This window comes from Teichococcus deserti (assembly GCF_001982615.1).
In the GTDB taxonomy this organism is placed as follows: Bacteria; Pseudomonadota; Alphaproteobacteria; order Acetobacterales; family Acetobacteraceae; genus Pseudoroseomonas; species Pseudoroseomonas deserti.
Map to the genome: position 1 here is coordinate 1 of NZ_MLCO01000170.1, position 14,900 is coordinate 14,900.

13 protein-coding genes are annotated in these 14,900 nt (G+C 72.4%); 8 read left to right on the forward strand and 5 right to left on the reverse strand.

The genetic code is table 11. The features are described 5' to 3' along the window. Positions 1–164: 164 nt before the first annotated feature. The 3 genes from BKE38_RS16645 to BKE38_RS16655 all read right to left on the reverse strand — a co-directional run bounded on the left by BKE38_RS16645 (position 165) and on the right by BKE38_RS16655 (position 4,768). A complete protein-coding gene (locus BKE38_RS16645; protein ID WP_242662402.1) occupies positions 165–1,646 on the reverse strand; it encodes an exopolysaccharide biosynthesis polyprenyl glycosylphosphotransferase in 1,482 nt (493 codons plus the stop codon). Positions 1,647–1,880: 234 nt separating this feature from the next. After that, on the reverse strand, positions 1,881–2,600 hold the full coding sequence (locus tag BKE38_RS16650) for a polysaccharide biosynthesis/export family protein (protein ID WP_076958403.1): 720 nt from the start codon (positions 2,598–2,600) through the stop codon (positions 1,881–1,883). A gap of 14 nt (positions 2,601–2,614) precedes the next feature. Beyond that, positions 2,615–4,768, reverse strand: a complete 2,154-nt coding sequence (locus tag BKE38_RS16655) for a GumC family protein (protein WP_076958404.1) — start codon at positions 4,766–4,768, stop codon at positions 2,615–2,617. Positions 4,769–5,005: 237 nt separating this feature from the next. Between BKE38_RS16655 and BKE38_RS16660 the strand changes: the two genes are divergently transcribed. From BKE38_RS16660 to BKE38_RS16690, 7 genes are all read left to right on the forward strand, one after another. Continuing rightward, positions 5,006–5,755: a WecB/TagA/CpsF family glycosyltransferase gene (locus BKE38_RS16660; RefSeq protein WP_076958405.1), complete on the forward strand. Its 750-nt coding sequence runs from the start codon at positions 5,006–5,008 to the stop codon at positions 5,753–5,755. Positions 5,756–5,852: 97 nt separating this feature from the next. Then, a complete protein-coding gene (locus tag BKE38_RS16665; protein WP_076958406.1) occupies positions 5,853–6,791 on the forward strand; it encodes a glycosyltransferase family 2 protein in 939 nt (312 codons plus the stop codon). A gap of 52 nt (positions 6,792–6,843) precedes the next feature. After that, positions 6,844–7,872, forward strand: coding sequence for a glycosyltransferase family 4 protein (locus BKE38_RS16670; RefSeq protein ID WP_076958407.1), 1,029 nt, complete (start codon positions 6,844–6,846; stop codon positions 7,870–7,872). Positions 7,873–7,875: 3 nt separating this feature from the next. After that, positions 7,876–9,135 carry an MATE family efflux transporter gene (locus tag BKE38_RS16675; RefSeq protein WP_076958408.1) on the forward strand — a complete coding sequence of 420 codons (1,260 nt, stop codon included), beginning with the start codon at positions 7,876–7,878 and terminating at the stop codon, positions 9,133–9,135. A 15-nt stretch (positions 9,136–9,150) separates the two neighbouring features. Then, complete coding sequence (locus BKE38_RS16680) at positions 9,151–10,110, forward strand: glycosyltransferase family 2 protein (RefSeq protein WP_076958409.1); 960 nt, start codon at positions 9,151–9,153, stop codon at positions 10,108–10,110. 364 nt (positions 10,111–10,474) lie between these two features. Further along, on the forward strand, positions 10,475–11,176 hold the full coding sequence (locus BKE38_RS16685) for an ABC transporter ATP-binding protein (RefSeq protein WP_076958410.1): 702 nt from the start codon (positions 10,475–10,477) through the stop codon (positions 11,174–11,176). 46 nt (positions 11,177–11,222) lie between these two features. Beyond that, positions 11,223–11,975: an alpha/beta hydrolase gene (locus BKE38_RS16690; protein WP_131829626.1), complete on the forward strand. Its 753-nt coding sequence runs from the start codon at positions 11,223–11,225 to the stop codon at positions 11,973–11,975. Here the strand turns inward: BKE38_RS16690 and BKE38_RS16695 are convergent. Both BKE38_RS16695 and BKE38_RS16700 read right to left on the reverse strand, forming a co-directional pair. Then, the gene (locus tag BKE38_RS16695; protein ID WP_076958412.1) at positions 11,962–12,507 is read right to left on the reverse strand and encodes a hypothetical protein; all 546 of its coding nucleotides are present in this window, start codon (positions 12,505–12,507) and stop codon (positions 11,962–11,964) included. The two genes, BKE38_RS16690 and BKE38_RS16695, sit on opposite strands and share 14 nt — an antisense overlap. Continuing rightward, on the reverse strand, positions 12,504–14,357 hold the full coding sequence (locus BKE38_RS16700) for a transglycosylase domain-containing protein (RefSeq protein WP_083747607.1): 1,854 nt from the start codon (positions 14,355–14,357) through the stop codon (positions 12,504–12,506). Before BKE38_RS16700 ends, BKE38_RS16695 begins: the two co-directional genes overlap by 4 nt. A gap of 92 nt (positions 14,358–14,449) precedes the next feature. Between BKE38_RS16700 and BKE38_RS16705 the strand changes: the two genes are divergently transcribed. Further along, positions 14,450–14,900: hypothetical protein (locus BKE38_RS16705; protein ID WP_207553589.1), on the forward strand; the 451-nt coding region annotated here is incomplete at its 3' end.

The following is a 14,900-nucleotide window of genomic DNA, read 5'->3' on the forward strand; positions in this document are numbered from 1 at the left end:
AGCACGGAACGCTGCCGTCGCGGCCTCGACGCTCGGGGCGGCGACGGGCAGGCGGGGCGTGGGCAGGCGCGGCGCGGGCAGCGGCACCGCGCGGCGGAAGACCACCGGCGGCCAGCTGGGGGCGGGGCGCGCGGAGCCCGGCATCGCGGCGCCCCCCGCTTCCGTCAGAAGACGTTCTTGCCGGCCAGCCCGACCACCACGGTGCGCACCATGATGCGGATGTCGAGCCAGAGCGACCAGTGGGTGATGTAGTAGAGGTCCATCTCGATGGACTTGCGGGCGTTCTCCGGCGAGCGGAGGGCATAGCTGCGCATGCCGTTCGCCTGGGCCCAGCCGGTCAGGCCGGGCTTGATGCGGTGCCGCGCGGCGTATTGCCGGACCATCTCGGAGAAGCGCTCCTCGCCCACCAGCATGTTGGCGACATAGGGGCGGGGGCCGACGATTGACATCTCGCCGCGCAGCACGTTCAGCAGCTGCGGCAGCTCGTCGATGGACAGGCGCCGCAGGATGCCGCCGACCCGGGTGATGCGCGGGTCCTTGCGGCTCTGCGTGCCGACCGAGCCGTCGTCGCTCAGATCGGTCAGCATGGTGCGGAACTTGTAGATGGCGAAGGGCTTCTGCCCCATGCCCGGGCGCCACTGCTTGAACATGATGGGGCCGGGGCTGTCCAGGCGGATGGCGAGGGCGGCGGCCAGCATGATCGGGCTGACCAGCAACAGGGCGAGGCCCGCCACCACATAGTCCTCGATCACCTTGACCACGCCCTGGGTGCCCTTGAAGGGGCGCACCATGACCTGCAGCCCGCGCATCCGGCCGATCGAGGAAATGCCGGCATAGTTGGGCGGCACCGCCTCGGGGTCGAAGGGGATGACCACGTCGGCGGCGATCCATTCGACGCGGTGCATCAGCTCGAACAGCGCCTGGGCGCGGTTCCAGGGCAGCGCCAGGACGATCAGGTCGATGGTGTGGTCCTGGGCGAAGCCGGCCAGCGCCTCCAGCCCGCCGCGCACCGGCATGCCGGCGATCTCGGCCGGCGCCGCGCCATCGTGGCTGTCGGAGGCGTCGGCGAAGAGGCCGATCACCTCGTAGCTGGCCGCCTTGTCGGGGCCGCGCAGCTCGGCCAGCACCTGGGCGCCGGTGGCATTGGCGCCGATGACCACCACCTTGCGCAGCAGCAGCCGGCGGCGGTCGACGATATAGACCATCAGGCGCTGCAGCTGGCGGCCGGCCAGCAGGAACAGCAGCTGCAGCCCGTGCCATTGCAGGAACCAGCCCTCGGTCAGCGGCAGGGTGCCGGGCAGGCAGGCCTGCAGCGCGACGAGGCCGACCAGCCAGGCGACGGCGAGGCCGGTCAGCACATGGCCGAGCTGGCCCCAGAAGCCGCTGTAATGCTCCACCCGGTAGGCGGAGATCCGCGTCATCACCGACAGATAGGCCCAGATCTGCGCCGCCGCGATCACCGTCGACTGCTGCCAGGCGAGCGGCGAGCCGGGGGCGGTGATCAGCGCCGCCAGCAGCAGCAGCACGACGTCGCTGCCCTTGACCAGTCGGTTGATCAGCCCGTGGGTCCAGCGCACGACCGAAAGCGACTGGCCAAGGGCGCCGAGGCTGCTGCGGGAGGAACCGGTATCGGAGGGAGGCGTCACGGGGCTTGGCACCAGGCGCTTGGCAGGCTTGGCCCGCCGGATTGTTCCAGTGACGACAGGTGGCCTGTCATCGGAGGGGTCCGCCGGGCGCAGGGGTGTCTCCCCGCCCGGCAGGGGCTGGCGGCTGGCGTGTCGCGCCGCAGAACGGACGGCTCCCCGGCTGGAGGGTCGTCAGCAGACGGCCCGGTTCAGGCTCGGCACCGATTACGCCTCATATAAGGCGATCCGTAACTTTCAATAGACCGTTCCGCCACGGTTGATGGAATAGCTGAAGGAACGGCTGAACGGTATCAAACGGTTGACATACTGGTCGATCCACAGATTGACCTCGCCGATCCGGCTGCGCGGCACGAAAACGATATCGCCTGGGTAAAGCGGCACGTCGTTCGGCACGCCGCGCCCTTCGACGAAGCTCTGCAGGTCGATGGTGCGCAGCATCGGCCGGTCGGCCGGGCCGCGGCGGATCAGCACCACCTGGTTCATGCGGGCATCGGTGTCGAAGCCGCCGGCCTGCAGCACCGCCTCCAGCACGCCGCGGCGGCCGGGCAGGGGATAGGCGCCGGCGGTGCGCACCGCGCCGCCGACCAGCACGGTGGAGCCGCCGGCCTCCTCCAGCCCGATGGTGACGATCGGCTGGGTCAGCACGCGGCGGCTGGCCTCGGTGATGGCGGCCTCGGCGGCGCCGATCGCCTGGCCGGCGACATTGACCCGGCCGGCGGCGCGTAGCGCCACCTGGCCATCGGGGGCGACCAGCGCCGTCTCGTTCATCTCCGGCGTCATCAGGAACTGCACGCGCAGCCGGTCGCCGGGGGCGATGCGGTATTCCGGCGCGACCTCCGTCCAGGGGGCGAAGCCCTGCGCCTGGTTCTCCACCGGATCCAGCGCCGAGCCGGTGCAGGCGGCCAGCAGCAGGCCGGGCAGCAGCAGAAGGGCGGGGCGGCGGGGCAGGCGCATGGGGCGGGGATGTCCTAGAGGAAGCGGGTGACAAAGCCGGGCAGGATGCGGCGGTAGCCGGTATAGGCGAAGCCGAGCAGCGCGCCGCCCGAGCCCAGCACCCAGTCGCGCACCGCCCGCGCCTGGTCACCGCGGGTGCGCTCGCCGCGCACCACCATGACATTGGCGTCGACCATCGCGGCCAGCCGGCGCATGGCGTAGTTGTCTGACCGGTCGGGACCGATGACGACGACCAGGGCGAAGGCCTCGCGCAGCCGGCCCAGCAGGGTCTCGGTCTCCTCCCGCGTGGCGCGCGGATTGGACAGGTCGGACTGCATCGCCTGGTGCGAGACCCAGAGATTCTCCACCACGGTCGAGAAGACCATGACATGGCCGGGGATGCGCTCGACGTCGAGCGGCTGCGAGCCCAGCGCCGAGAGATGGCCGCGCCCGTCGCTCTGCAGGTCGATCAGCGCGATGTCGGCGGCCGGGCTGCGCCGCGCCATGGCCAGCACCAAAGCGCGGCCGAGCTCGTCGCGGCCGTCATTCGGGCCGGTGGCGACCAGCTGCACCAGCTGCGGCCGGCGGCCGTTGATGCGGGTGTCGCAGATCAGCGAGACCAGGTCCTCGACGCCGGAGACCGGGCGCAGGTCGCGCAGGCTGGGCGCCAGGTTGCCCAGCGCCGCCAGCGCCGGCAGCCGCAGGCCGCGCTCCGCCTCCTCCGGCGTCGCGTAGATGCGGCGGGTCAGCGCCAGCAGCAGGCCCAGCGCGCCGGCGGCGGCCAGGCCGAAGGCGATGCCGCCGGCCATCAGCACCAGCTTCAGGCTGCGCCCCTCCAGCGGGGCGGCGGGCGGCTGCACCACCTGGATGCCGGGGCGGCTGGCGCGGCGCGCCTCCTCGTCGATGCGGGTGCCGGCCTCGCGCGCGGTCAGCTGGCGCGAGATCGCTTCCAGCCCGTCGCGCTCGCGCGTCAGGTCGCGCAATTGCCGGTCGGCGCCGAGCAGCGCCTCGCCGCGCGCCTCCGCCTCCCCGCGCTGGCGGGCCAGCTCGGCCAGCTGCCGCTCCAGCGATTCCTGCTCGAGCTTCAGCGTCACCACGCGCGAGCTCAGCAGCTCGAGATTGGGGTTCCGCATCTCGCGGGTGGTGGAATAGGTGTTGCGGGCGCTCTCGCGGATCGCCGTGCGCAGCGATTCGATGCGCTGGTCCAGGTCGCGCAGCCCCGGATAGTCGGGGGCATACTGCGCCGCCATGTGCTGGCGGTCCTGCAGCAGCCGGGTCAGCGTGTTGCGGCTCTCGTCGTTGGGCACCAGGTTGGTGGCCTCCGAGGAGGCGTAGACGCGGCGCGGCTGCGCGGCCAGCGCCGATTCGGCCGCCGCCAGCTGCGCCTGGGTCATCGCCTGCTGCTCGCGCGTGCGGTTCTCGCGCTGCAGCAGGTCGTCGCGCCGGGTCGAGGTCAGCGCGATCTCCTGGGCGATGTCGAGCACGCCGTATTGCGTGCGCACCTGGCGGATCTGCTCCTCGATGCCGCGGATGCGCGTGCCGTAGCGCTCCACCTCGGTCATCAGCAGGCGCGAGCTCTCATCGGTGAAGATGGCGGCGCGGCGCGCCATATAGGCGTCGAGGATGGCCGACAGCCCGCGCAGCGCCGCCTCCCGCGACGGCATGGTCAGGCTGACGCGCAGGATGTTGCTGGTGGTGTCCGGCTCGGTCTTCAGCGCGCGGCCCAGCGCCTCGACGCCACGCTCCAGGTTGGCGCCGCCGACCTGCGGGATGCCGGGGAACAGCCGGTCGGGCCCGGCGGCGCGCAGCGCCGCGCGCAGCACCTCGGCCGAGCGCAGGATCTCCATTTCTGAGCGGGAGACCTTGAGGATCTCGATCGAGACGACGGACTGGCCGAAGCCGGTCAGGTCCTGGGCGCCGGTGCTCTCGCGGCTGACCTGCACCAGCAGCACGCTTTCGGCGACGTAGCGCGACCCGGCCATCATGCCGGCGCCGATGCCGAGCGCGGCCGGCACCAGGAAGGCGGCCAGCAGCGGCATCCAGCGCAGCCGCAGGGTGATCAGCACGTCGGACAGGTGGAAGCCGCCGACCGGCGGCGCGCCATAGGGATCGGCGGTGGTGGTGACCAGCCCGCCGGCCTCGTCGCGGAGCGGCGGCGGCAGCGCCGCCGGGGAAGCCGACGCGCTCAAGCCCGGCCCCCGGGGAGGAAGCTGGCAGGCACGGTCAGGCAGGCGGGCGGCGGCATCGGCACGGCTTCGGGCTTTCCCGGAAAGGCGGATGGATAGGCGGCGTCCACGCAAGCTCCCGCTATGCCGGCCGTGCCTTTGCACGACATTTGCATTTTAGGATGAAGGCCGGCTGAAGTGGTAGCCCATTGGCAACACCTCTCCGGCTTTGTCATCGCCGATCCTGGGAAGCCCGACCGCATGCCTGCCGACCCTGCCCCCGCCAGCCAGCGGCTGCTCTCCACCCGCTTCGACGACCTCGACCTGGAGGAGACGCTGGCCCGGCTGCAGGCGCGCGACCCGGCCGCGCCCTTCGCCTATGTCGTGACGCCCAATGCCGATCACTTCCTGCGGCTGGAGCGCAGCGGGCCTGAGCTGAGGCGGATCTACGACGCTGCCTGGCTGTCGGTCTGCGACAGCCGGGTGCTGCGGGCGCTGGCGGCCCGGCGCGGCATCCGGCTGAAGCTGGCCGCGGGGTCCGACCTGGCCGTGCAGCTCTTCGCCCGCGCCATCCGCGCCGAGACGCCGGTCACCGTCATCGGCGGCTCGGAGGCGGTGGCCGCCGATTTGCGCGCCCGTTTCGGCCTGCGTCATTTGGCGCATCACAACCCGCCGATGGGCTTCATCCGCGACCCGGTGGAGGTCGCCCGCTGCGTCGACTTCGTGGCCGCGCATCCGGCGCCCTATGTCTTCCTCTGCGTCGGCTCGCCGCGGCAGGAGGAGCTGGCGGCGGCGATCGCAGCCTCGGGCCGCGCCACGGGCATCGGCCTCTGCCTCGGCGCCGCGCTGGAATTCGTCACCGGCGAGAAGAAGCGCGCGCCCGCATGGATGCAGCAGATGAACATCGAATGGCTGCACCGCCTGGCCAGCGAGCCGCGCCGGCTGTGGCGCCGCTATATCCTGGAGGCGCCGCGGCTGCTCTGGATGATGCGCAAGGTGAAGCGGCCCTGATGGCAATTCCGTCACGCAACGGTTGAAAAATTTCTCTTCCATGCACCGCGCCGCACCGGCATGCATGGGGGCACCCTCCGCTTTCGTCAGGCCCGCGATGCCCAGCGTCACCATCGTCATCTGCACCTACAACCGCCCCGGGCCGCTGCGCGAGGCGCTGGTCTCGACCCTGTCGCAGGACCTGCCCGCCGGCTTCAGCGGCGACGTCGTGGTGGTCGACAATTCGCGCGACGCCAATGCGCGGGCGGCGGTCGAGGCGCTGGCGGCGCAATCCGGCGGCCTGCCCCTGCGCTACATCTCGGCGCCGCAGCCCAATGTGTCGCTGGCGCGCAACACCGGCGTCGCCGCCAGCCGGTCCGACTATGTCGTCTTCCTCGATGACGACCAGTGGTTCGAGCCGGGCTGCGTCGCCGCCCTGCTGACCACCGCCGAGCAGACCGGCGCCGACATGGTCTTCGGCCCGGTGCTGGCCGATTTCCCCGGCGGCATCCCGGACTGGGACCCGCAGGGCAAGGCCTATGAGCGCCTGGTCAACTGGCCGACCGGCACCACCGCGCCGCTGCGCCTGACCGGCAACCAGAGCGGCCGCTGGATCGCGACCGGCAACCTCGCCGCCCGCCGCGCCACGACCTTGACCGACCCGCTGCCCTTCGACCCCGAGCTCGGCACCTGCGGCGGCGAGGACTTTGATCTTTTCAGCCGGCTGGACGCCGCCGGGCGGCGCTTCGTCTGGTGCGCCGAGGCGGTGGCCCACGAGCCGGTGCCGCCGGGGCGCGCGACGCTGGCCTATATGCGCAAGCGCGGCTTCCACAACGGCAAGATCTACGGGACCATGCTGATGCGGAACTCAACGCATCGCCTGCTCACCGCCGCCAACCTGACCGCCCGCGCCCTGGTGCAATGCGTCCTGACCGGCGGGCGACTGGCCTGGGCCAGCCTGCGCGGCGATCCGAGCGCCGCCCGCCATTCCCTGAAGCTGGCCGATGTCGCCGGCAAGCTGGTCTGGTGGAGCCTGTCGCGCCAGACGCCGTGGTGACTTGCCCGCTTCTGATCGCGCCCTTTCCTACCCCGCCGACCGGAGACGCGGCATGCAGTGGATTCTGATGGGTTCCTCCAGGGGCGGCTATGACCACCATTGGATCACCCGTTTCGTCCCGGCCTCGCGGCATCGCTTCTTCGACCTGCACGCGCCCTACGACCATGACCGCTCGCGCAAAGCCTCCTCGGCCGGGCAGTGGCTCGACTATTTCCGCCATGCCTTCCGCGGCATCCGCGCGGCGCGTCTGGCAGGTGACCCCAAGGTCGGCGCGCTGACCGTCTTCCCGCAGCTGGCGACGGCGACCGGGCTGCTGAAGCGGGCCTTCGGGTTGAAGCGCCTGCCGGTGCTGGCCTGGAGCTTCAACATGGGCCAGGACCATGGCGGGCTGAAGATGCGCTTGGCCCGCATCGGGCTGCAGGCGGTCGACTGCATCGTGGTGCATTCGCGCCAGGAGATCGCGACCTATTCGAAGAGCTTCGGCCTGCCCGAGGACCGCTTCACCTTCGTCCCCTTCAGCGTCAACGTGCTGCACCCCACGGTCGAGGAGGATGAAAAGAAGCCCTTCCTGCTGGCGATGGGCAGCGCCAACCGCGACTATGCCAGCCTGTTCGAGGCGGTGCGCGGCCTCGATATCCCCTTGCTGGTCGTGGCCGGCGCGCATGCCGTCGAAGGGCTGGACCGGCCGCCGAATGTCGAGGTCCGCGCCGGGCTGACGCTGGAAGAATGCCATGTGCTGGCGCAGCGGGCGCGGCTGAGCGTGGTGCCGGTGGCCAATATCTGGTCGGGCTCCGGCCAGGTCACCTTCATCGAGGCGATGATGTTCGCCCGCCCCGTCGTCACCACCCGCTCCATCGGCTCGGCCGACTACGTCGTCGATGGCGAGAACGGCGTGCTGGTGCCCCCGGCCGACCCGGCTGCCCTTCGCGCCGCCATTCTCTCCCTGTGGGAGGACGAGGCCACCCGCGCCCGCCTCGGCGCCAATGCCCGGCAATACGCGCTGGACAACCTGACGCATGAGGCGGCGGCGGCCACCATGGCGCAGCTCTGCGACCGGCTGCAGTCGAAGATCGGGGCCTGACGTATGGCCGGCCTTCGCGCGCGCCTCGCGCCGCTCCTCGCCATGCTGCCGGAGAAGGCGTTGGCCTTCGACATCGGCATCCTGTTCAGCGGCTTCGGCCTGCAGCTGCTGACCCAGATCGGCTGGCTGATCCTGGCGCTGCGCTTTCTCGGCCCTGACGGCTATGGCCTTTTCGCCAGCCTGACGGCGGTGACCGTCTCGGTCGCGGCCTTCGTCGGGCTGGGGGCCGACCAGCTGCTGATCCGCGGCGTCGCCGCCGACCGCGCCGCGCTGCCCCGCTGGCTCGGCTTCAGCCTGCTGCTGATCCTGGCCACCGGCCTGCCAATGCTGCTGCTGCTCGAGGCCGGGCTGCCCTTCCTCGAGATCGGCCGCATCGGTTTCGTGCCCCTCGTCGCCGTGCTGGTCGCCGACCTGCTGCTGGGGCGCGTCGCAACGCTCTGCACCGCCGTCTATGTCGCCACCGGCCAGGCGGCGCGGCAATCCAGCATGACGGTGATCACCGGCGCCGCCCGGCTGCTGGCCATCGCCATCGCCGGGCTGCTGCCGGGCGCGCTGTCCATGGCGGAATGGACCGCCTGGTATGCCGGCGCCTCGCTGGCCGGCGCCGTCGTCTGCCTCGGCATGGTGATCCGCGACCATGGCTGGCCGCGCTTCGTCTGGATCCCCGGGCAATTGTCGGAAGGCATGGCCTTCGGGGCGGAGGCCGCGCTGCAGGCCTCGGTCGGCGACCTGGACAAGCCAATCGTCCTTGAATTCGCCGGCGCCACCCAGGCCGGCCTCTATGCCGCGGCCTTCCGCATCATCGGCATCTCCTACCTGCCGATCCGCGCGCTGGGCTATGCCCTCTATGGCCGGCTGTTCCGCCTGGCCGCCGAGGACCGCCGCGCCGCCGTCGCCTATGGCGTCAAGCTGCTGCCGGTCGGCGCCGGCATCGGCCTGGTGGCGGCGCTGGGCGTGCTGGTCGGCTCCGGCCTGCTGCCCTTCATCTTCGGCGACGCCTATGAGGAGCTGCCGGCGCTGCTGCGGCTGATCTGCCTGCTGCCGGCGGCCTTCGCCATCTACATCGTCGGCGCCGACGTGCTCAGCGCCATCGGCCGCCAGACCCAGCGCCTGGCCATGGTCGGCGTCTCGCTGGCCGCGACCTTCGGCCTGGTCTGGGTCGCCCTGCCGATCGCCGGGATCGAGGGCGCCGCCATCGCCCGCCTGCTGGTCACCATCGCGACCGCGGCCCTGGTCTGGGCGCTGGTCCTGCGCCGCCGCTGAGGATTCTTTTCAGTCATGAGCACCGCCGATCTGCCGCCGCTCTACACCACGCCCGCCTTCCGCAGCGGGCCGGCGCCGAGGCTCTCCATCCTGGTGCCGACCTATGACCGCGACATCCGCCCGCTGGCGGCCGAGCTGCTGGACGACATGGCGGCGCTGCCCGACCCCGCCGCGGTCGAGCTGCTGGTGCTGATCGACGGCAACCCCAAGCTGACCGGGCAGGAAGGCGTGCTCAACCTGGCGACCGAGCGCGACCTCGCCGCCGGCCTGGCGCCCAGCCCCCGCAACCTGGGAAGGGCCGAGGCGCGCAACACCCTGGCCCGGCTCGCCCGCGGCCAGGTGGTTCTCTTTCTGGATGCCGACGGGCTGCCGGACCAGAAAGGCTTCGTCGCCCGTGCGCTGGAGGCGGCCGCCGACCCGCAGGCGGTGGTCTGCGGCGGCCGCACCGGGCAGCGCCTGGACCCGCCGCCGCGGGATTCCCTGCTGTTCCACACCCATAGCCAGAAGCGGGAATGGATTTCTGCGGCCGAGCGGAACAAGGACCCGGAAGGCAATTTTCTCTCGGCGAATTTCCAGGTCGGGCGGGAACTGTTCCTGGCGACGCCCTTCGACGAGAGCTTCCGCGGCTGGGGCTGGGAAGACACCGAATGGGCGCTGCGCATCGGCCGGGTGGCGCGCATGCGCCACATCGACAACAGCGTGACCCACATGGAGTACCACAGCGACGCCGGCTGGCTCGGCCGGCTGGACCGCTCGGTGGAGAATTACCGCCTGCTCTACCGGCTGCACCCCGAGGCGGTGCGGCGCCACCGCATCTTTCCGCTCATCAAGGCGCTGGCCCCGGTTTCCGGCTGGGCTTTTCCCAAATGGCTGTTGCTGAAGCTGGCGCTGTGGACGGCGCTGCCGCCCTCGATCCGGCTGCATCTGGCCAAGGTGCGGCAGGCACTGGCCTACGGCACGATCCTGAAGGGCTAGGGCGCGATCGCCCGCTCGGACACGCCAGTCCGGATCCTGGTCGGCGCCGATCAGGATCCCACGACAATTCGACAGAAAAAACCACATGAGGCTCACGCGTCCGCGAGCCTTCTTCACCTGCTGTTAGCGAATCTGGGTCCAAAAAGCCGCCATCACGAGCCCGTGATCCCTGAGGGGATCGAGGCGCAACGGAAAGGCGAGACCCATGTCCAAGCAGACCCTGAAGTCGATCCTGGCCTGGCTGACCCAGAGCTACCGCCCCGAGAAGCGCTACATGCGCGGCGCCCGCTGACCCCTCGACGGCCTCCGGATTTGCCTGGAGCGTCGCCGCCGCTGAGAATGCCCCCGGGCGACGGGGACAGACATGCTGCAGGTGGCGGGATTGCAGGCCGGATACGGCCAGAGCCAGGTGCTTTTCGACGTCGCGCTGTCGCTGCGCGAAGGTGAGGTGGCCACCCTGCTCGGCCGCAACGGCATGGGCAAGACCACCACGGTGAAGGCCATCATGGGCCTGACGCCCCCCGATGCCGGCGACCTGTCCTTTCGCGGCCAGCCCATCGCCGGTCTGCCGCCCGAGGCCATCGCCCGCCAGGGCATCGGCCTGGTCCCCGAGGGCCGGCAGGTTTTTCCGACATTGTCCGTGCGCGAGAACCTCGTCGCCACCGCGGCCAACCGCGCCGGCCTGTCCAGGCCATGGACCCTCGAACGGATCTACGCGCTGTTCCCACGGCTGAAGGAACGCGCGGGGCAGTCCGCCCGCACCCTGTCGGGCGGCGAGCAGCAGATGCTGGCCATCGGCCGCGCCCTGATGACCAACCCGCACCTGCTGATCCTGGACGAGGCGACCGAGGGGCTGGCCCCGGTCATCCGCGCCGAGATCTGGGCGACGCTGGCCCTGCTGAAGCGCCAGGGCCAGTCGATCCTGGTGATCGACAAGAACCTGGCCGCGCTGGGCCGCCTCGCCGACCGCCACCACGTGCTGCAGAAGGGCCGCACGGTCTGGGCCGGCAGCGGCGCGGAGCTGTCGCGCCATGCCGAGCATGTCCGCGGCCTGATCGGCCTTTAGCAACGCCGGGCTGCCCCGGCCGTTCTGCTTCCGGGGCACGAAAGCCATGGACGCACGGATCAGGGCGAGGGCGGGTGATGCGCTGGCGATGCTGCCGCACCGGCCAGGCCTGGCCTATGGCCCGGGCCCGGCGCAGCGCCTGACCTTTCTGCCGCCGGCCAGCCCAGCAGCCGGAGGCGCGCCGCTGCTGCTGGCGGTGCCCGGCGATGCCTGGGGCTGGCTGCGCGCCACCGACCTCGCCTGCCTCGCCCCCTATCTCACCGCCCGCGGCTTCGCGCTGGCGGTGCTGCAGCACCGGCCGGCCGGCGGCAGCGGGCTCGGCCATGCGCTGCACGACGCGCGGCTGGGCCTGGCCTGGCTGCATGGCCAGGCGGCCAGCCTGGGCGGCGACCCGTCCCGCATCGTCGTGCTCGGCGCCGGCCGGGGCGGGCTGATCGCGGCGCTGCTGGCAGCCGGCGGCTGGCCTGCCGCCTTCGGCCTGCCGCCGGCGCCGCTGGCCGGGGCCGCGCTGCTGGCCGCCGAGCTCGCCCCGCATGGCCTGCCGCCGCAGCAATCGCCGCTGCGCCTGCCGCCGCCGCCGGCCGCGCTGCGGCTGCTGACGGCGAGCTCCGGGGCCTGCGACGCCGCGCATCTCAGGCAGATGCACGACTATGCCGCCCATGCGGCGCTGGCCGGCTGCGCCCTGACCGTGCTGGGGCCGCAGCCCGGCAGCGACCCGGCGCGGCTGCTGCTGGAGCTCGGCGCGCCGACGCCGCTCTCGGCCGCGCTGCTGCAGCTGGCGGATCTCAGCCCAGGGTGACGCGGGTTTCCGCCTTGCCGCTCTCCACCGTCAGCCCGAGCGCGCCGAGGCTCGCCACCGCCTCCTCCGGCGCGGCCCAGTTGGCGATCAGCACGGCCCCGTCCAGCGCCAGGGTCGGCTTGGTGGTCGGCGGCAGCGCCTTGGCGCCGACGGCCAGGTCCAGCAGCGCCAGGTCCAGCTCCGGCCGCGGCGGCGTGATGGCGGCGGTCGAGCGCACCTCCAGCGGCAGCAGCTTGCCCACCGCCTGGGCCAGCACCGGCCGCACCGCCTCGACGAACTTGCCCGAATCCACCGGATTGCGGTCCTGCGGCCGGCCCAGGCGGAAATAGGCGCGCAGCAGCAGCTCCATGTCGCGGGCGCCGGTGCTGGCGCGCTGCAGCCGGATGGTCACCTTGTCGCCTTCCGGCATGCCGGACAGCACCGAGTCGAGATTGGCGTGCAGCACCATGAACAGGTTGTTCAGCGCGTGCTGCATCGGGCGGGCCAGGCCTGCCATGCGGTCTCCGGCCGGGGGGGCAGGCGCGTCGGTCATGGGCGGATTTCCTCCAGGATGTCGTGGAACAGCCGCGCCGGCAGGGTGCCGCCGCTCACATTCTCCATCGGGCTGCCATCGTCATTGCCCAGCCAGATGCCGATGACCAGGGGTTCGGCCAGGCCGATGAACCAGGCGTCGCGGGAATCCTGCGTCGTGCCGGTCTTGCCGGCGACGCTGCGCCCGGAGATGGCGGCCGCCCGGCCGGTGCCGCCGCGCACCACGGCGGCCAGCATGCGCCGCATGGCGGCCGCCGCCTCGGCGGCGATGGCGCGCTGCGGCGCGGTGCGCGGGGCGGCCAGCAGCCGATCGGCGGATTCGGCCCGCGCCACGCCATAGGGGGTGACGCGGAAGCCGCCATTGCCGAAGGCGGCATAGGCGGCGGTCATGTCGAGCAGCGTCACCTCCGCCGTGCCCAGCGCCAGCGAGGCATTGTCGGCGAAGCGCCCCTGCACGCCCAGGCGCTGCGCGACGGCCGCCGCCGCCCTGGCGCCGCCGGAGCGCTGCAGCAGCCGGACGGCGGCGGTGTTGACGCTCTGGGCCAGCGCCGTCTCCAGCGTGATCTCGCCGCGCGACGCCCAGTGCCCGTTGCCCGGCGACCAGCGCCCCAGCGTCAGCGGCGCGTCGGAGACGGTGTCGTCGGGTGTCATGCCGCGCTCGAGGGCGGCCAGGAAGACGAAGGGCTTGAAGGCCGAGCCCGGCTGGCGCCGCGCGGTGGTCGCCCGGTTGAAGGGGCTGGCGCGATAGGCGCGGCCGCCGACCATGGCGCGCACCGCGCCGTCCGCCGCGTCCAGCACGACGACGGCGCCCTGGCCGACATGGGCGCTGGCACCCGGGCCGGCCAGCAGCGCCTCCATCCGCGCCTCCACTGCCGCCTGCAGGCGCAGGTCCAGGGTGGTGCGCAGCCGCAGGTCGCCGCTGCCGGGATAGGCCTCGGCCAGGTCGTCCTGCGCCCAGTCGGCGAACCAGCCGGCATCGCCGCTGGGGCGGCGGGGCAGGGCCATGCGCTCGGCCTCGGCGGTGGCGCGGGCCTCGGTGATCAGCCCGGCATCGGCCATGGCGGCCAGCACGTCGGCGCCGCGATGGATGGCGGCGTCGGGGGCGACGCGCGGGTTGTAGCGCGAGGGCGCCTTGGGCAGCCCGGCCAGGATCGCCGCCTGCCACAGCGTCACCCGCGCCGCCGGGACGCCGAAATAGAGCCGTGCCGCCGCGTCCACGCCATAAGCTCCGCCGCCGAGATAGACCCGGTTGAGATAAATCTCGAGCAGTTGGTCCTTCGTGAAGCGCTGCTCCAGCCACAGCGCCAGCAGCGCCTCCTGCACCTTGCGGCGCATGTTCCGCTCCGGCGTCAGGAACAGGTTCTTGGCAAGCTGCTGCGTCAGGGTGGAGCCGCCCTGGACCACCCGGCCGGCGCGGTAGTTCGCGATCGCGGCGCGGGCCAGGCCGATGATGTCAATCCCGAAGTGGCTGCGGAAGCGGCGGTCCTCGACGGCCATCAGCGCGCCGGGCAGGTAGGCCGGCAGCTCCGCCAGCCGCACCGCCTCGCCATAGAGGTCGCCCGAGGTCGCCAGCAGCCGGCCGTCGCTGGCTTCCAGCGTCACCGAAGGCCGCCGCGTCGTCGCCAGGGCTGCTTCGGGCCTGGGCAGGTCCCACGTAAAGAAGATCAGGGCGGCGCCAAGGGCCAGGCCGCCCCAGATCGTCAGCAGCAGGGTTGTGCGCAGCAGCCAGCCCAGCAGGCTGCGCCGCCGGCGCCTTGGTCTTTCCTGCGGCGAAGACGTCGGGACAGGGGCGGCCGGCAGCGGCGCCGACAGCACGGGGCCCCTGGCGCCGCGCGCGGAAGAGCGAGCCATGTCAGGGCTATAGCACGGTCTGCGCCGGGCAGTGTGATGGACGAATTCCTCGATTTCAGTCCATCTTGCGCCACGCGAGAGACCGGAGCGTGATGCGAAAACCGCCGAGAACGAGTTTCTTCCTGGTGCTGGCCGGGCTGCTCTGGATGACGGATCCGGCAGCGGCCCAGCCGCGGCCGGACAGCGAGGCCTGCCTCGGCCAGTGCGGCGCGCAGATGTCGCGCCGGGCGGAGAATCCGCAGAGCGTGCAGTCCTGCCTGATCCGCTGCCAGGCGCTGGAAGGCCGGCTCCCGGCGCCGCCGGTCACCCAGGCCCCCGCCGCGCCGCTGCCGCAGCCGGCCCCGGTCGCGCCGATGACGCCGCCAGCCCCCGCCACGCCGCCGCCATCGCCGCTGCCGCCGGGGGCGCCGCCGCAGCCGGGCCGCGCCCCGGCGCCGCCGGCGATGGCGCCGCCGGCCAGCGGCCGCCCCCCCCCTCCGGCGGCGCCGCCGGACGGGCAGCCCCTCGTACACCTCGCACGCTGCCCCCGACCCCACGCCGAGC

Bases quoted from the DNA above. Each gene is read 5' to 3' on its own strand.
- BKE38_RS16670 (WP_076958407.1), top strand. From the start codon at position 6,844: ATGCAGTGGATTCTGATGGGTTCCTCCAGGGGCGGCTATGACCACCAT.
- BKE38_RS16665 (WP_076958406.1), top strand. From the start codon at position 5,853: ATGCCCAGCGTCACCATCGTCATCTGCACCTACAACCGCCCCGGGCCG.
- BKE38_RS16695 (WP_076958412.1), bottom strand. From the start codon at position 12,507: ATGACCGACGCGCCTGCCCCCCCGGCCGGAGACCGCATGGCAGGCCTG.
- BKE38_RS16685 (WP_076958410.1), top strand. From the start codon at position 10,475: ATGCTGCAGGTGGCGGGATTGCAGGCCGGATACGGCCAGAGCCAGGTG.
- BKE38_RS16660 (WP_076958405.1), top strand. From the start codon at position 5,006: ATGCCTGCCGACCCTGCCCCCGCCAGCCAGCGGCTGCTCTCCACCCGC.
- BKE38_RS16675 (WP_076958408.1), top strand. From the start codon at position 7,876: ATGGCCGGCCTTCGCGCGCGCCTCGCGCCGCTCCTCGCCATGCTGCCG.
- BKE38_RS16680 (WP_076958409.1), top strand. From the start codon at position 9,151: ATGAGCACCGCCGATCTGCCGCCGCTCTACACCACGCCCGCCTTCCGC.
- BKE38_RS16690 (WP_131829626.1), top strand. From the start codon at position 11,223: ATGGACGCACGGATCAGGGCGAGGGCGGGTGATGCGCTGGCGATGCTG.
- BKE38_RS16700 (WP_083747607.1), bottom strand. From the start codon at position 14,357: ATGGCTCGCTCTTCCGCGCGCGGCGCCAGGGGCCCCGTGCTGTCGGCG.
- BKE38_RS16650 (WP_076958403.1), bottom strand. From the start codon at position 2,600: ATGCGCCTGCCCCGCCGCCCCGCCCTTCTGCTGCTGCCCGGCCTGCTG.